General features: G+C 31.6%; 13 protein-coding genes. 5 read left to right on the top strand and 8 right to left on the bottom strand.

Annotation, left to right across the window (positions count from 1 at the left end; translation table 11 throughout):
• Window positions 1-2: 2 nt before the first annotated feature.
• Both plsX and L8U41_RS01975 read left to right on the top strand, forming a co-directional pair.
• A complete protein-coding gene (gene plsX / locus L8U41_RS01980; RefSeq protein ID WP_263727666.1) occupies window positions 3-992 on the top strand; it encodes a phosphate acyltransferase PlsX in 990 nt (329 codons plus the stop codon).
• Window positions 979-1962 carry a beta-ketoacyl-ACP synthase III gene (locus L8U41_RS01975; protein WP_263727665.1) on the top strand — a complete coding sequence of 328 codons (984 nt, stop codon included), beginning with the start codon at window positions 979-981 and terminating at the stop codon, window positions 1960-1962. Before plsX ends, L8U41_RS01975 begins: the two co-directional genes overlap by 14 nt.
• Before the next feature lie 8 nt (window positions 1963-1970).
• Here L8U41_RS01975 and motB read toward each other — a convergent pair whose 3' ends face one another.
• From motB to polA, 3 genes are read right to left on the bottom strand one after another with little or no spacing between them, the layout of a single operon-like run.
• Window positions 1971-2711, bottom strand: coding sequence for a flagellar motor protein MotB (gene motB, locus L8U41_RS01970; protein WP_263727664.1), 741 nt, complete (start codon window positions 2709-2711; stop codon window positions 1971-1973).
• A 10-nt stretch (window positions 2712-2721) separates the two neighbouring features.
• Window positions 2722-3495, bottom strand: a complete 774-nt coding sequence (motA, locus tag L8U41_RS01965) for a flagellar motor stator protein MotA (protein WP_039619177.1) — start codon at window positions 3493-3495, stop codon at window positions 2722-2724.
• 12 nt (window positions 3496-3507) lie between these two features.
• Window positions 3508-6147, bottom strand: a complete 2640-nt coding sequence (gene polA / locus L8U41_RS01960; protein WP_263727663.1) for a DNA polymerase I — start codon at window positions 6145-6147, stop codon at window positions 3508-3510.
• 132 nt (window positions 6148-6279) lie between these two features.
• On the opposite strand from polA, the gene L8U41_RS01955 reads away from it, so the two are divergent.
• A complete protein-coding gene (locus tag L8U41_RS01955) occupies window positions 6280-7632 on the top strand; it encodes an MFS transporter (protein ID WP_243705651.1) in 1353 nt (450 codons plus the stop codon).
• Window positions 7632-8636 carry a nucleoside hydrolase gene (locus L8U41_RS01950; RefSeq protein ID WP_263727751.1) on the top strand — a complete coding sequence of 335 codons (1005 nt, stop codon included), beginning with the start codon at window positions 7632-7634 and terminating at the stop codon, window positions 8634-8636. Before L8U41_RS01955 ends, L8U41_RS01950 begins: the two co-directional genes overlap by 1 nt.
• Here the strand turns inward: L8U41_RS01950 and L8U41_RS01945 are convergent.
• Window positions 8592-9035, bottom strand: coding sequence for a YqaA family protein (locus L8U41_RS01945; RefSeq protein WP_263727662.1), 444 nt, complete (start codon window positions 9033-9035; stop codon window positions 8592-8594). The genes L8U41_RS01950 and L8U41_RS01945 overlap by 45 nt on opposite strands.
• Window positions 9036-9310: 275 nt before the next feature.
• On the opposite strand from L8U41_RS01945, the gene trpB reads away from it, so the two are divergent.
• The gene (trpB, locus tag L8U41_RS01940) at window positions 9311-10486 is read left to right on the top strand and encodes a tryptophan synthase subunit beta (protein WP_263727661.1); all 1176 of its coding nucleotides are present in this window, start codon (window positions 9311-9313) and stop codon (window positions 10484-10486) included.
• Between the two features lie 18 nt (window positions 10487-10504).
• Here trpB and uvrA read toward each other — a convergent pair whose 3' ends face one another.
• From uvrA to ubiE, 4 genes are read right to left on the bottom strand one after another with little or no spacing between them, the layout of a single operon-like run.
• Window positions 10505-13330, bottom strand: a complete 2826-nt coding sequence (uvrA, locus tag L8U41_RS01935) for an excinuclease ABC subunit UvrA (protein WP_263727660.1) — start codon at window positions 13328-13330, stop codon at window positions 10505-10507.
• Window positions 13331-13351: 21 nt separating this feature from the next.
• Window positions 13352-14428 (bottom strand): phosphoserine transaminase, encoded by a 1077-nt coding sequence (serC, locus tag L8U41_RS01930; RefSeq protein WP_263727659.1) that lies wholly within the window; start codon window positions 14426-14428, stop codon window positions 13352-13354.
• 12 nt (window positions 14429-14440) lie between these two features.
• Window positions 14441-15604 (bottom strand): exodeoxyribonuclease VII large subunit, encoded by a 1164-nt coding sequence (xseA, locus tag L8U41_RS01925; protein ID WP_263727658.1) that lies wholly within the window; start codon window positions 15602-15604, stop codon window positions 14441-14443.
• Window positions 15601-16302 carry a bifunctional demethylmenaquinone methyltransferase/2-methoxy-6-polyprenyl-1,4-benzoquinol methylase UbiE gene (gene ubiE / locus L8U41_RS01920; protein WP_263727657.1) on the bottom strand — a complete coding sequence of 234 codons (702 nt, stop codon included), beginning with the start codon at window positions 16300-16302 and terminating at the stop codon, window positions 15601-15603. The genes xseA and ubiE overlap by 4 nt, the downstream gene beginning before the upstream one ends.
• Between the last annotated feature and the right edge of the window lie 2 nt (window positions 16303-16304).

Below are 16304 nucleotides of genomic sequence, written 5' to 3'. Positions count from 1 at the left end.
CGATGACAAGCATTGCTATTGATGCAATGGGTGGTGATTTTGGGGAAAAACCTATTATAGAAGGTGTGATTCAGGCTTTAAAAGAGCGTGAATTTAAAGCTATCTTGGTAGGGGATCCTCAAAAACTAAAAACCTTGATTCCTCAAGAATTAAACTCATACATAGAATACGAAGAAGCTTTTGATGTGTTTGCTATGGATGAAAATTCCACAGATGCACTAAAAAGAAAAGATAGTACTATTTACAAAGCCATTGATTTAGTAAGAAATCAAAAAGCAAAAGCTGTTGTTTCTGCTGGGCATAGTGGAGCTACTATGAGTTTAGCTACATTAAGGCTTGGAAGATTAGCAAATATTGCTAGACCTGCAATTGCTACTTTAATGCCAAATATCCATTCAAGAACACTTGTACTAGATGTTGGAGCAAATGTTGATTGTAAAAGTGAGCATTTATTTCAATTTGCTATTATGGGTGAAACCTATGCTAAAGAGATTTTAAAAATTGCCAAACCTAGAGTTGCTTTACTATCAAATGGAGAAGAAGAATGTAAGGGAAATGAGCTTACCAAAGAAACTCATCAACTCTTAAAGCAACTTCCAAATTTTGTCGGAAATGCCGAAGGTAGAGATATCTTTAATGGTACTATAGATGTATTAGTATGTGATGGATTTAATGGGAATATTTTACTTAAAACCGGCGAAGGTGTAGCAAGTGTTATCACAAAGCTTCTAAAACAAGAAATTCAAAAATCTTTTTTAGCAAAACTAGGCTATCTTTTAGCAAAACCAGCTTTTAATGAACTAAAAATTCATATTGACTATGAAGAATACGGTGGAGCTCCGCTTTTGGGTGTAAAAGAATGTGTCATTATAAGTCATGGAAAAAGTGGTCCAAAAGCTATAAAAAATGCTATTTTTCAAGCATTAAATTTCACACAATCAAATATAAATCAAACTATAGAAAAAGAACTTTCTAATTATGAAATCAACTAAAGCTTCCTTAAAAAGTATAGCTTCTTATATCCCTACAAAAACTCTGAGTAATTTTGACTTAGAAAAAATGGTTCAAACTAGTAATGAATGGATATTAAGAAGAACTGGTATAGAACAAAGACACATAGCAAATGATGATGAGAATACAAGCGATCTTGGTACTAAAGCAGCTATTAAAGCCATACAAAGAGCTAATTTAAATCCTCAAGATATAGATGCGATCATCGTAGCTACTTTAAGCCCTGATTATTTTACCATGCCATCAACTGCATGTAAAATCGCTCATAATTTGGGCTTAAAAAATATCACCGCTTTTGATATTTCTGCCGCATGCTCAGGATTTATTTATCTTTTAGAGCTTGCAAAATCTATGGTTGAAAGTGGTGCTAAAAAAAATGTATTAATCATAGGGGCTGAAAAAATTAGTTCTATTATGGATTATACTGATAGAAGCATTTGTGTGTTATTTGGTGATGGAGCTGGGGCTGGAGTTGTGTCATTAGATGATAATTTTCCTATTATAGATACTCATACTGCAAGTGATGGGGAATTTGGAGATTTATTAATGACTCAAAGAGCTCAAAAAAGTAGTATCTGCTCTCCACTTTCCATGCAAATGAAAGGAAATGAAGTATTTAAAATCGCAGTGAATACCCTAAGTAATGATGTTGTTGAAATTCTTACCAAAAATGATATAAAAAGCGAAGAAATTGATCTTTTTATACCTCATCAAGCTAATTTAAGAATTATCAAGGCCGTACAAGAAAAATTAAACTTCAAAGACGAACAATGCGTAGTTACTGTTCAAAAATATGGCAACACCTCAGCTGCTTCAATTCCTATGGCAATGAATGATGCTTACGAGCAAGGTCGTTTAAAACAAGGCTCATTAATATTGCTTGATGCTTTTGGCGGAGGCTTTACTTGGGGTTCAGCATTGCTTCGTTTTGGTGGAGAAAATAACAAATAAGTAAAAACTTATTTGTTATTAAAAGCTCCAATTTGATCTAATACTGACTTTCTAGTTTGATTATCTGAAGAATCTACGCGGATATAAAATTCAACTCTATTGTTTATTTCATCTTCTTTGTTTGCACTCAAAGGATAATTTTCACCAAAACTAACCACTATAAGTTGAGCTGGATTAATCCCTCTAGCAATCAAATAATCAGCCACAACTTGAGCTCTTTTACTTGCTAAATCAAAATTTCTTTTAGGATCTTTATCACTTGCATCAGTATAACCTCTAAGTTCTATTTGAGCTTGTTTTGGCATTCTTTTTAAAACTTCACTAATACGTTTTAGAAAATCTTGCACATCAGCTGAATCAATTTGTATACTACCCCTAGCAAATTCAACCCTTGCAGGCAAATTTAAAACGATATTATTTTCTCTTTGATCTAACGCTGCTTTTAATTTTTCTATATTTTCTTGTTGGGTGATACTTAATTTTTTAAGCTTTTCAAGCTCTTCAACATTTGCATTAGATGGTGCACTGTATTTATTATGCACTTCACTTTCTTTTTCTAAAGGATTTGAAGCAGTAAATTCAAAAATTTTAACAAATTCAGTTTTTAAAGCCTCAGTTTTAGCGGGGTTACTTTCAGAAATCGCCCAAAGAGCAATAAACAGGGCCAAAAGCAAACTTAAAAAGTCTGCATAAGGCACAGCCCATTTTTCACCTGCTGGACATTCTGGACATTTATGTTTTTTTCCCATTTTTTAACTCTTACTTATCAAATTGAGAAATTCTAGGCTCACCTTGTCCAAGGTAATTAAACAATTTAGCCTCTAAATCTCTAGGGTTAGCTCCCTCTGCAATACTTACTATAGCATGCGAGATAACTATCCTTTCTTTAATGAGCTCATGAGCATTAGCTTTGATTTTATGACCCCAAGGTCCAAATAAAGCATAAGCACCAAAAATTCCAGTTACCGTTGCAGTAAATGCTCCTGCAATACCTGCTGCCATAGCTTGAGGATCATCTAAAAGTTGCAAAGCAAGCATAAGCCCCATAACCGCACCAACAAGACCCATAGTAGGACAAGTCTCACCAAAGCGTATCCAATATTCAGCAGTTTCTTTATAGTATTCTTCCATTTCTTCTATTTGGATTTCCATACTTTCTTTAATCTCTTCTACGCTCTTACCATCAACCATCATCATCATGGTTTCTTTTAAAAACTCATTATCAATTTCATTAGTTTTTGATTCTAAAGCCAAAAGCCCATCTCTTCTTGCTATGATAGAGTATTCTACAAGCTCAGCTATCCTTTGACTTAAATTTACCCCTGCACCTTTAAAGGCAAGTTTTAATTCTTTATAAGCTGCTTTAACAAATTTTTTATGCGTTGCTGTCATCGCACAAAAAGCCGCAGTTGGAACCACGATTAAAAATGAACTTAAATGCAAAACATGTAAAGGGTTACCACCCTCTAAAATATCCCCCACAGAAATACTAACAACAGCTAATACCATCCCAAGTATGGTTGAAAGATCCATTAATTATTCTCCTTATTTTAATGCGCCCCAATTTTTGGCAATACTTGATGAAGTTTTTAATTTAACTTTTAATTTTACAATATTTTCCATAATATCACTAGCATTTTTTGCAAATTCCTCACAAAGTTCATCTTTTACTTCAAAAATAAGCTCATCATGGATTTGTAAAATCAAGCGTTTATTTTCATCTAAATCTTTTGCAATTTCTATCATTGCAAGTTTTATTATATCGGCAGCAGAACCTTGAAGTGTAGAGTTAATGCTCTCTCTTTCATACATTGCCACATGCATAGGCTTTGCATTTTCAAAGTCAAAATAACGCTTACGGCCTAGTAAAGTCTTTATAAAACCATTTTGCTTAGCTTCATTTTTTACCTTTTCAAAATAAGTTTTTATACTAGTAAAATTCTCAAAATATTTTTCAATATATTCTTTAGCTAACTTTGCTTCTATTTTTAAATTTTGACTCAAAGTCTTATAACCCATACCATAAATAAGACCAAAATTTATGCTTTTAGCAATACTTCTTGTCTCATAATCACTACGGTTAAAAATCATAATAGCAGTTTTTGCATGAATATCCTCATTGTTTGAAAACGCTTCTAATAATTTCTCATCTTCACTAAAATGCGCTAGCATTCTAAGCTCAATTTGTGAATAATCAAGCGAGATAAAACTAAATCCTTCTTTTGCTACAAAACAGGATTTATAATCTTTAGCATATTGACCATGTGCAGGGATATTTTGCAAATTTGGATCTTTTGATGAAAGGCGTCCCGTGGCTGTTCCTGTTTGTAAAAAGCTAGAATAAATTCTTGAGTTTTCATCTTTTTTAGCTAATTTTAACAAAGGTTCGCAATAAGTAGAAACTAATTTTGCAAGCTCTCTATAAGCTAAAATTTCTTTCACAATCGGATGTTCATCTAAAATAGCATTTAAAACCTTTTCATCAGTAGAATAACCTGTTTTACTTTTTTTACCACTTGGTAGCTTTAGTTTTTCAAATAAAATATCCCCTACTTGTTTAGGAGAGTTAATATTAAATTTTTCACCCGCTAAATCATATATTTTTTCACTAAGTATTTTTATATCTTGATTAAAACTTTGCATTAGGCTTTCAAGCTTTTGAGTATCAAGTATAATGCCATTATTTTCCATCATAATAAGCACTTTGATAAATTCAAACTCACTTTTTTGCGCAAGCTCAAACAAAGGCTTTTCTAAATTTTTTAAAAAATACAAATAAAATCTTAAAGTAACATAAGCATCCTCGGCTGCATATTTACAAGCTTTTTCTACATCCACTCCTGCAAAGCTTTCTCCTTTTTTTACCAAGTCTTCAAAATGCAAAGTCTCATAATCAAACAATCTTTTTGCTAAATCATCCATATTTACACGCAAACTTGGCTCTTTAAGCCATGCAAGTATCATAGTATCAGCATAGTTTTTTGGAGGAAGTAAATTAAAATTGTTTTTTATAATCTCAAAATCATATTTAAGATTATGTCCTATAACCGTGCTTTGATAGATTTTTTCTATACCCTTTTTAGCCACTTGCATAGAAATTTGCTTACAAACTCCTAAATAATCATGCGCAAGTGGCACATAAAAGGCTTCACTTTCATGAAAACAAAAACTAAACCCTACTATCTTAGCTTCTTTAGTATCTAAGCCCGTAGTTTCAGTGTCAAAAGCAACAATGCTTTGATCATCAATTTTTTCTAAAATGTCAAATAATTCTTTCTCATCTAAGATTAATCTTGCATTAAATCCTAAATTTTTATCTTTATTAGTAGGATTGGTGCGTAGTTTTTTTAACAAAGCATTTAATTCATAATGCTCCAAAATATCCATAATCTTAAGCAAGGGCTCATCTTTTGGATACTCACAATTTAAAAGCATATCTTTTACATCTAAATTTTCATACAAAGAAGCAAGTTTTTTACTCAAAAAGGCATTTTCTTTGCCCTCAAGCAACAAATTACGACTTCTTTCATTACGCACTAGTGTTAAATTTTCATAAATTCCCTCAATGCTTCCAAACTCATCAAGTAAATTTTTAGCACCCTTAGCACCAATTCCTTTTACCCCTGGGATATTATCTGAACTATCTCCACATAGAGCTAAAAAATCTCTTATCTGGCTAGGTTTTACCCCGTATTTTTCCAAACATCCTGCTTCATTATAATCATTTTTTGAAATAGGACTATAAATACTAACTTTATCATCTTTTATAAGTTGATACAAATCTTTATCTTGAGTAATAATTCTTATAAAAATATCCTTATTTTCACACTCTTTAACCAAAGATGCGATGATATCATCAGCCTCATATCCTTCGCAAGAAAAACTTGAAAAACCCATTTTTTCTATCATTTGAATGCAAATTGGAATTTGAGCTAATAAATCAGGTGGAGGTGGAGTGCGGTTGATTTTATAATTTGGATCAATTTCACTTCTAAAAGTTTTTCCTTTACTATCAAGAGCAAAAATAATCATATCACTAGGATGATCATTTTTCAAACTATAAATAAAATTAGCAAAACCGCTTATCATATTACTAGCTTCGCCTTTTGAATTTTTCAAACCCTTTAAAGCATAAAAAAGCCTAAAGAAAAAGCCAAAAGTATCAATTATGGTTAAAGTTTTCATTTTTTTCCTATATTAAAAAATAATAATAATTATCGCCCAAAATTATTTAAAAGTCGGTAAAAAGTATTAAATTTCCATTTTAAGCATTTTAGATAAAATTATCATTTTGAAATTTCAAATAAAGGTTTAATCTTGCAAACAAAATCAATCGCGGATGAAAATTTTCAAACTCCACAAGGAAAAAAGGCTTTTAAAAAGGCTGTGTTTTCATGTTGGCTAGGAACTGCCATGGAATATGCAGATTTTGCACTTTATGGCTTAGCTGCAGCTACTGTTTTTTCAGAAGTTTTCTTTCCTGAGCAAACTCCTGTTATAGCATTATTGCTTAGTTTTGTTACTTATGGTATAGGTTTTATTGCTAGACCTATTGGAGCTTTATTTTTTGGATATTTAGGAGATAAATACGGAAGAAAAAATGTATTGATGAGCACCATTGCATTAATGGGTATTTCAACTACTTTAATTGGTTTTATACCAAGTTATGCAGTAATTGGAATTTGGGCTCCTATATGTTTGGTTATTTTGCGTTTTATGCAAGGCTTTGGAGCAGGTGCTGAGCTTTCAGGTGGGACTGTCATGCTTGGAGAATATGCTCCTAGCAAACATAGAGGTTTAATCTCTTCTGTTATAGCACTTGGATCAAACAGTGGAACCTTGCTTGCGGCTTTTGTATGGCTTTTAGTTACAAGTATGGATGATGCTAGTTTTAAAGAATGGGGATGGAGAATTCCTTTTATAGGAAGTATTTTTATAGCACTTTTTGCTGTTTATATGCGTTTAAATGTAAAAGAAACTCCTGTTTTTGAAAAACAAAAAGAATTAATGCTAAAAATTCGTCATGAAAATGAAGCACATATGAAAAAAGATGAAAGAACTTTTTGGCAGAAAAGTCGTGCATTTTGGACTATGGTGGGCATAAGAATAGGAGAAAATGGGCCATCTTATCTCGCACAAGGCTTTATAGTAGGCTATGTAACTAAAATTTTACTTCTTGATAAATCAGTAGCCACAACTGCTGTTGTTATCGCTTCTTTGGTGGGATTTTTAGTTATACCTTTAGCAGGATATTTAAGTGATAAATTTGGAAGACGTATTACTTATAGAACCTTTTGCTTACTTTTAATGCTTTATGCCTTCCCTGCTTTTATGCTACTTGATAGTAAAAATGAAATTATTGTAATTTTAACTATCATCGTAGGTATGTCTTTGGCATCTTTAGGGATTTTTGGTGTGCAAGCTGCGTGGGGTGTAGAACTTTTTGGAGCAAAAAATCGTTATACCAAAATGGCGCTAGCAAAAGAATTTGGCTCTATACTTTCAGGGGGTACTGCTCCTATGATAGCTTCAGCTTTGCTTGCTTATTATGGCACTTGGTGGCCAATAGCCTTGTATTTTGTTATCACCGCAGGAATTGGTTTTATCACAACTTTCTTTGCACCAGAAACTAGAGGTAGGGATTTAAATTTAATAGAAGATGCGATATGATACGCCTTATTTTAGATACTGATATAGGTAATGGAATAGCAGGGGCTAATACCGATGATGGTTTAGCCCTTGGGCTTATTTTAGCCTCTAAAGAAATCAAACTTGAAATGATTAGCACTTTAAGTGGTAATGTACAAGCTTTAACCGCTTATAGCGTTGCTAAAGATTTATTAAATAAGCTTAATCTAGATATACCTTTGTATTTAGGTGCCCATGAGGCTTTATGTGAAGATAGTCATTTTTGGAGACAAAGGCTAGATAAAAGCGTAGAAGAGTTTAAGCTTACTCATCTTTGGGATCATATAAAACCTATAAAAATCTTAGAAAACATAAGCCCAAATGCTTGTATGAAAATGGGCGAACTTGTTATGCAAAACCCAGGTGAAATTTCAATTTGCGCTATAGGACCTTTAACAAATATAGCCATAGCTATGAAACTTTTTAAAGACTTTGATAAAAATGTAAAAGAAATTTTTATCATGGGTGGAAGTTTTGATATGCCTTATCATATCAAAGATACAAATTTTGGTTTTGATCCTGAAGCTGCTAGTATAGTTTTAAACTCAAGAGCTAAAATCACACTTGTTCCTTACAATGCAACAATGCAAACTATGCTCACACATGAAGATTTAAATACTTTAGAAAATCAAAATCCACTTTGTGATTTTTTAATACAGACTTTAAGAGTTTGGATTGATTATGCAAGCAAAACAAGAGGTACAAATGGCACATGGATACATGATGCATTAACTATTGCTTATATGCTTGATCCTAATTTAGCAAATTTTGATGAGTATTTAGTAGATGTCATTTGTGATAGTACTTTTGCTAGAGGAAGCACGATAAGGTGTTTTAAAGATGCTAAAATGCCTATGAAAAATCATGAATTAAAAAACACTATAAAAGTTTTAAAAGATATTGATAATGCTAGACTTTTAAATCTTTTAAAATCAAGACTTTTAAATGGAATTTGCTATGAAAATTACAAAAGCATAACGGCTTAATTTACCCAAGGCTATAAAAATACTTGCTTTTAAAAAAGAATACTTAGCAAATCCAAGCCCTAGCGCAAAAATATCTCCTGCTATGGGTAAAAAAGTAAAAAAAGCATACAAAGAGCCAAATTTTTTAAAGTTTGCATTGATTTTTTCTAATTTACGCAAAGAGCCTTTAAAATATTTTTCTAAAATTTGACTCTCTCCAAAATAAGCTAATGCATAAGTACTTAAACTACCCAAAGTATTTCCCAAACTTGCGACAAATAAAACCATATAAGCATTAAAATCTAATTTCACAAAAGCAAGCACAAAAGCCTCACTTGCCATAGGCAAAAGTGTGCTAGAGAGAAAACATACTATAAAAAGTCCTATATAGCTTATGTCATTATATAAAAAATCAAACATTACAAATTTTCTTAGTATTTATTTTCCAAATTATCATTTTAAAGAATTTTTAATAATAATTATCTTAGAATGTAAAGTCATTTGGCAATTTTTTAAAAGGAAAAACTATGGAAAGGAAAAAATTTTCTAAACTAAATTTAGAATACTCATTTAACAAAGCTTCTTTTTCTTGGCGTTAAGCCTACTACTACATTTTCAATCATTTTTTATTTTACATTTTTAGTTTTAGTTGATCATTTTTGATTTTATATTATTAATCATTTTAAGGAAATACTATGAAAAAATATTATGGAAAATTTGGTGGGCAATTTGTACCAAATGAAGTAAAAATAGCATTAGATGAAGTAGAAAAAGCTTTTTTAAAACTCAAAAAAGATAAAGATTTTAACACAGAATTAAAAGAACTCTTAGTTAATTATGTAGGAAGACCTACACCTTTATACCATGCTAAAAATTTAAGCAAGCTTTATAATCATGAAATTTATTTAAAAAGAGAAGACTTAACTCACACAGGAGCTCATAAGATCAACAATGCCATAGCTCAAGCCTTAATGGCAAAGAAAATGAATAAGAAAAAAATTATTGCAGAAACCGGAGCAGGACAACACGGGCTTGCAACCGCCACTGCAGCAGCACTTTTAGGACTTGAATGTGAGATATTTATGGGAGCTATTGATGTAAAAAGACAAGCCTTAAATGTCTATAAAATGGAGCTTTTAGGAGCAAAAGTTCATGCGGTAGAAAGTGGAAGTAAAACTTTAAGTGATGCGGTGGATGAGGCTTTAAATTTTTGGATTAAAAATACCAAAGAAGTATTTTATGTAGTAGGAAGTGCAGTAGGACCTTATCCTTATCCGCAAATTGTTACGCATTTTCAAAGCATTATAGGTAAAGAATGCAAAATGCAACTTAGAAAATTAAATAAAAAAGTAGATTACATTATAGCAGCAGCTGGAGGTGGTAGCAATGCTGCTGGAATTTTTCATGCATTTTTAAAAGATGAAAAAGTTAAACTCATAGGCGTTGAAGCAGCAGGTTTAGGCAAAGATACACCTTATCATGCAGCTACACTTACTAAAGGTAAAGAAGGTATTATCCATGGTATGAAAACTAAGGTTTTACAAGATGATAAAGGCAATATTGCTCATACTTTTAGCATCTCTGCTGGGCTTGATTACCCTGGCATAGGTCCTTTGCACGCATATTTACAAGAAAGTAAAAGAGCAAGTTATCATGCTATTAGCGATGATGAGTGTATTAATGCTTTAAAATTATTATGTAAAGAAGAAGGTATTATACCCGCTATTGAAAGCTCACATGCATTAGCTTATCTAGAAAAACTTTGCCCTGCTTTAAAGAAAAAAAGTGTGATAGTTGTAAATCTTTCAGGAAGAGGCGATAAAGATATGCAAAGTATTTATGAGTATAAAAAAGGTGAAATTTATGGTTGAAGGATAACTTCAACCAATTTATTTTTTTGTGCTTTTTAGCTCTAAATTTAGATAATACCCCGTATAAGAACCACTTTTTTCATGATTCTTAGCAAGCTCTTCAACGCTACCTTTAGCTATAACCTTACCACCTTTAACTCCACCCTCAGGTCCCATATCGATGATATAATCAGCATTTTTAATCACATCTAAATTATGCTCTATCACAAACACACTATTTCCAAGATCAACTAAATGTTGCAAAACTACAATAAGTTTATTAACATCTTCAAAATGAAGTCCTGTTGTAGGCTCATCTAAAATATAAAGAGTTTTTCCTGTATCGCTTCTGCTTAATTCTTTAGCTAGTTTAATACGCTGAGCCTCCCCACCACTTAAAGTAGTTGCATTTTGTCCCAAGGTAAGATAACCAAGCCCAACTTTTACCAATGTATCCAGTTTTTGTTTTATTTTTGGTACAGAAGTAAAAAACTCGCTTGCTTCAATAATACTCATATTTAAAACATCAGCTATGCTTTTACCTTTATATTTAATCTCTAAAGTTGCATCATTATATCTTTTACCATTACAAACATCACAAGTTACCATCACATCAGGCAAAAAGTGCATTTCTATTTTAATTTCACCATCTCCACTACACTTTTCACATCTTCCACCTTTAACATTAAAAGAAAAACGCCCTGCTTTATATCCTCGCATTTTAGCTTCTTTGGTAGCTGCAAAAAGATTACGAATTTCATCCATAGCACCTGTGTAAGTAGCAGGATTTGAACGTGGAGTCCTTCCTATAGGACTTTGATCAAGATAAATCACCTTATCAAGTTTTTCTAAACCTTCTATTTTAGCCCCACTTAGTTTTTTAACTTTTTTAGCGCGGTTAAGCTCTTCTTTTGCAAATGGAAGTAAAGTTTGCAAGACTAGTGAGCTTTTACCACTTCCTGAAACACCTGTAATTGCTACAAGATTGCGTAATGGAAAATCTACACTTAAATTTTGAATATTATTAATGCTCACATCTTTTAAACTAATAAAATCTTTTTGTTCTCTATTTTTTTGATGAGCAATTTGCTTTTTGCCACTCATATAAAGGGCAGTTTGGCTTTTGCTTTTTAACAATTCTTTATAAGTTCCACTAAATACAACCTCACCACCAAATTTACCAGCATTTGGACCAATATCTACGATAAAATCTGCCTCTTCTATAGTCATTTTATCATGCTCAACTACGATTAAAGTATTACCCTTTTGCTGAAGATTTCTTAAAGTTTTAATGAGTTTTGCTGTATCTCGTTCATGTAAACCAATGCTAGGCTCATCTAAAACATACATCACTCCACTTAAACCACTACCAATTTGAGATGCTATACGAATTCTTTGAGCCTCACCCCCGCTAATGGTTCTTGCATCACGCCCTAAAGATAAATACCCAAGTCCTACATCATAAAGAAAAAACAATCTTTCATTAATTTCTTTAAAAATAGGCTTAGCTATCAATCTTTCTTGTTCACTTAAATACGCAAAATTAGCTTCTTTTGAAAAAAATGCAGTGGTATTTTCTATGCTCATATCTAAAATTTCACCCAAATTTTTCTCAGCTACTTTTACAGCTAAACTTTCAGCTCTTAAACGATGACCATTGCAATCTTTGCAAGTTTTTTCACTCATATACTCGCTTAAATCTTTTTCATCTTTTAACATTTCATAGGCATATTTAACAGCACCTTCAAATTTACGACTTAAGCGATGTCTTTTCCATAAAAAGTTAATTTCCTTAGCATTACCATAAAGCACTAGACGCTTTTCTTCTTCACTTAACTCATTATATGGAATTTTTACCCTGATATCATTTTGCTCACAAAAGGCCATTAAAAACTTATAATAATAACTTTTATTAAACCCATATAAAAGCTTTATAGCTCCTGCTTCTAAGCTTAATTCTTCATTGATAAGTTTTTTCATATCTAGCGTATATCTTATACCAAGACCATCACAACTTGGACAAGCGCCTTTTGGAGAATTAAAAGAAAAACTCAAAGGTTCAAGCAAAGGAAAAGAAATTTTACAATCAAAACAAGCATTATGCTCACTATAATGAAAATGCCTAGGTATATTTAATTCTTCATTATTTAAAACTTCAATTTCCACTTCACCAAAGCTCTCGCTAAGCCCTTTTTCTATATCGCTTGCAAGTCTTGCTAGCATATCATCTTGCACTTGGAGTCTATCTATTACAAGTTTTATTGTATGTTTTTTGGTTTTAGCAAGTTCAATATCCTCATCAAGACGCGTTAAAACCCCATCAATTTGTGCTCTAACATAGCCTTTTGCGACTAAATTTTCCAAAAGATCTGCAAAAGTTCCCTTTTTTTCTTTAATCAACGGCGCATAAATGATGATTTTTGCCCCTTTTGGAAGCTTTAAGATTTCACCTACGATATCTGCTGCACTCATAGATGAAATTTTTTGACCACATTGATGACAATGTTGTGAGCCAATCCTTGCGTATAAAAGTCTTAGATAATCATAAATTTCAGTAATAGTTCCAACGGTTGATCGAGGATTTTTAGAAGTTGTTTTTTGATCAATAGCAATAGCAGGAGTTAAACCTTCTATTTTATCAACATTTGGCTTACCCACTTTATCTAAAAACTGCCTTGCATAAGCACTTAAACTTTCAATATAGCGACGTTGTCCTTCTGCATAAAGCGTACCAAAAGCTAAAGTGGATTTACCACTTCCACTAAGTCCTGTAAAAACTATGAGTTTATTTTTAGGAATTTCTAGGTTGATATTTTTAAGGTTATTCTCTTTAGCACCAATGATACTTATTTTGTCATTATTCATAAAAATCCTCTTTTTATCAAATCAAGCATGTTTTTTAGCAAAATCTTTCATAAATTCACTTAACTTTTGAACCTTTTCAATGCTGATAGAATTATAAATACTAGCGCGAATTCCACCTAAAATTTTATGCCCTTTAAGACCTATCATACCATTTTCTTCAGCTTCTTTTACAAAAACTGGCTCTAAGTTTTTATCACAAGCTATGTTAAAACTAACATTCATTAGCGATCTATCTTCTTTTTTGGCATGACCTTTATAAAAACCATTACTCTCATCAATCACATCGTATAAAATTTTAGCCTTTTGTATGTTTTGCTCATTGATTTTATCTAAGCCGCCTTGATTTAAAAGCCATTTCATTTCAAGATTAAACATATATATAGCAAAGGTTGCTGGAGTATTAAATAAAGAATTATTTTCAGCATAAACACTGTATTTTAACATACTAGGTATATTTTTGTTTTTACTACGCTCTACCATATCTTTGCGGATAAATGCACAAGCAAGCCCTGAAATTCCTGCATTTTTTTGCACTCCACCAAAAAGCATAGCAACATTAGAAAAATCTATCTTTTTAGAGAAAAAATCACTAGAAGCATCAATTATCAAAGGGCTTTTAGTTTTTGGATAGTTTTTATATTGGGTTCCATAAATGGTATTATTAGAGCATATATAAGCATAATCTGCATTATCACTAAATTCAAATTGTGGGATATGATCAAACTCACTTTCTTGGCTACTTGCTACTATTTTTGTATTTACTCCTAAAATTTCAGCCTCTTTAATAGCCTTTTTAGTCCAAACACCAGTATTAGCAAATTCACAAACTCCACCCATATATAAATTCATAGGTATCATAGCAAATTGCAAACTAGCCCCACCTTGCATTAAAAGCACTTCATAATCATCATTTACATCATAAAGTTCTTTTGCCATTTTAATAGCTTCAAAATGCACTTCTTCAAAAACCTTTCCACGATGAGAAACTTCCATAATAGAAAAGCCTTTACCATGATAATCAAACAAATGCTCCTGTGCCTCTTTTAAAACCTCATCAGGCAGATTTGAAGGACCTGCACTAAAATTCATTACTCTCATTTTGTCTCCTTTTTATAGTATTTGGGCTTCTTTACTCTCATTTATTGAGCAAAGTTTTATAATATCTCCTTTTTTTAGTTTTTCAAGAGAGATATTTTTGCCATCTTTTTGTAAATTTATCAAATTTTTACTTTTATCAAAGAAATTTTTATGCTGAGTTAAAAGCTCTTCAAAATTATTAAGTTTGTTTTCATAATTTAATAATTTTAAATTTAAAACGCTCTTTAGTTGACTTTGTAAAAAACCAAGCTTTTGTTTTCTAAGAAAAAAAGCATTTTCTAAAGATTTCGCTTTGGCTAAATTTTGTAAATGATCGATTTTATTTTGATAAAACTTAAGATGATTTAACATTTGGTTTTTAAAACGCATAGCAAGCTCATCAAGTCCTTGTTCTAAGCTGAGTTTATTTGGAAAAATCATATCAATAGCCGCACTTGGAGTTGGTGCTCTTAAATCTGCTACAAAATCACTAATAACATAATCAATCTCATGTCCAATAGCAGAAACAACAGGCGTTTTTAAAGAAAAAATACATCTTGCAAGTTCTTCATCATTAAAACAAAACAAATCTTCTCTACTTCCGCCACCTCTTGCTAAAATAATCGCATCTAAATTAAACTCATCAGCTTTTTTTAAAGCATTTATCAAAGAATTTGGAGCGCTTTGTCCTTGAGTGAGGGCATTAAAAATAGTTATTTTGCAAAGATTATATTCTTTTTGTGAAATTAACTTTAACATATCTTGCAAAGCAGCTGAAGTAAAAGAAGTGATTATGCCTATTTTTTTAGGAAATTTAACAATGCTTTTTTTAGCATTTGTATCAAACAAACCTTCTTTTTCAAGCTTTTCTTTTAGGGCTAAAAATTTAGCTTCTAAATCCCCAAGGCTTGTTTTTTGCATACTTTTAGCGATAAATTGATACCTACCACTTGCTTCATATAAACTCACATAACCTCTTAGATCAAGCATATCGCCAACTTTAGGTTTAGCTTGAACAAATTGATTAAAGCCTTTAAACATCACACAAGCTATACTTGATTTTTCATCTTTTAAGTCAAAATACCAATGTCCTGAACTATGAATGGTAATTTTAGAAATTTCTCCACTAAGCTCTATATCATCAAGATGAAATTCTAATAAACTTTTAGCTTTTAAATTAAGTTCTGAAACTTTCATTTTTTTCTTGCAATAAACATAGAACAAACACCAAAACTAAAGCTTTTATACTCTAGCATTTCAAAATACTCACTCAATTCTTTAATAAATTCTTCTTTGCTTAAAAAATCTTCTATCGAATTTGGTAAATACTCATAAGCACTATAATTTTTACTGATAAATCCACCCACTTTTGGTAAAATATTTTTTAAGTAAAAATCTCTACAAGCAGCTATAAAACCACCCTGCTCTCTTTTAGTAAATTCAAGCACAAGTAAAATCCCATCCTTTTTTAACACTCTTGCAAATTCTTTTATAGCTTCTTTCCTATCTACCACATTGCGTATGCCATAACTTATACTTATGATGTCTGCACTTTCATTTTCGAGTGGAAGTTCTTGTGCTTTTGCTTGTACAAAAGTCGCATCAGGAATTTTTTTCCTAGCCACTTCAAGCATGCCCGCACTTGGATCAACCCCTTTTATACTAATGATATTTTTATTTGCTCTTAAGGCTTGATTTTGCCATTCTACAATCATATCGCCCGTACCACAAGCTACATCGATAATATCAAGTTCATCATTGGAAAATTTAAAAACATCCAAACAAGCTTTTTTTCTCCAACTCACATCACTTCCAAAACTTAAAATTCTATTAGCCTTATCATAAGTTGGTGCTATATCATCAAACATTTTAACTATTTTTTCTTGTTTTTGCATGT

The organism is Campylobacter sp. RKI_CA19_01116 (assembly GCF_025771405.1).
GTDB lineage: Bacteria > Campylobacterota > Campylobacteria > Campylobacterales > Campylobacteraceae > Campylobacter_D.
The sequence above is the reverse complement of the archived record's forward strand: the minus strand, read 5'-3'. Positions and strand labels throughout refer to the sequence as shown.

What these genes read in the sequence shown, in the direction of transcription:
- L8U41_RS01975 (WP_263727665.1), top strand. Translation starts at nt 979, where the DNA reads ATGAAATCAACTAAAGCTTCCTTAAAAAGTATAGCTTCTTATATCCCT.
- L8U41_RS01945 (WP_263727662.1), bottom strand. Translation starts at nt 9,035, where the DNA reads ATGTTTGATTTTTTATATAATGACATAAGCTATATAGGACTTTTTATA.
- motB (WP_263727664.1), bottom strand. Translation starts at nt 2,711, where the DNA reads ATGGGAAAAAAACATAAATGTCCAGAATGTCCAGCAGGTGAAAAATGG.
- uvrA (WP_263727660.1), bottom strand. Translation starts at nt 13,330, where the DNA reads ATGAATAATGACAAAATAAGTATCATTGGTGCTAAAGAGAATAACCTT.
- motA (WP_039619177.1), bottom strand. Translation starts at nt 3,495, where the DNA reads ATGGATCTTTCAACCATACTTGGGATGGTATTAGCTGTTGTTAGTATT.
- plsX (WP_263727666.1), top strand. Translation starts at nt 3, where the DNA reads ATGACAAGCATTGCTATTGATGCAATGGGTGGTGATTTTGGGGAAAAA.
- polA (WP_263727663.1), bottom strand. Translation starts at nt 6,147, where the DNA reads ATGAAAACTTTAACCATAATTGATACTTTTGGCTTTTTCTTTAGGCTT.
- trpB (WP_263727661.1), top strand. Translation starts at nt 9,311, where the DNA reads ATGAAAAAATATTATGGAAAATTTGGTGGGCAATTTGTACCAAATGAA.
- xseA (WP_263727658.1), bottom strand. Translation starts at nt 15,604, where the DNA reads ATGAAAGTTTCAGAACTTAATTTAAAAGCTAAAAGTTTATTAGAATTT.
- ubiE (WP_263727657.1), bottom strand. Translation starts at nt 16,302, where the DNA reads ATGCAAAAACAAGAAAAAATAGTTAAAATGTTTGATGATATAGCACCA.
- serC (WP_263727659.1), bottom strand. Translation starts at nt 14,428, where the DNA reads ATGAGAGTAATGAATTTTAGTGCAGGTCCTTCAAATCTGCCTGATGAG.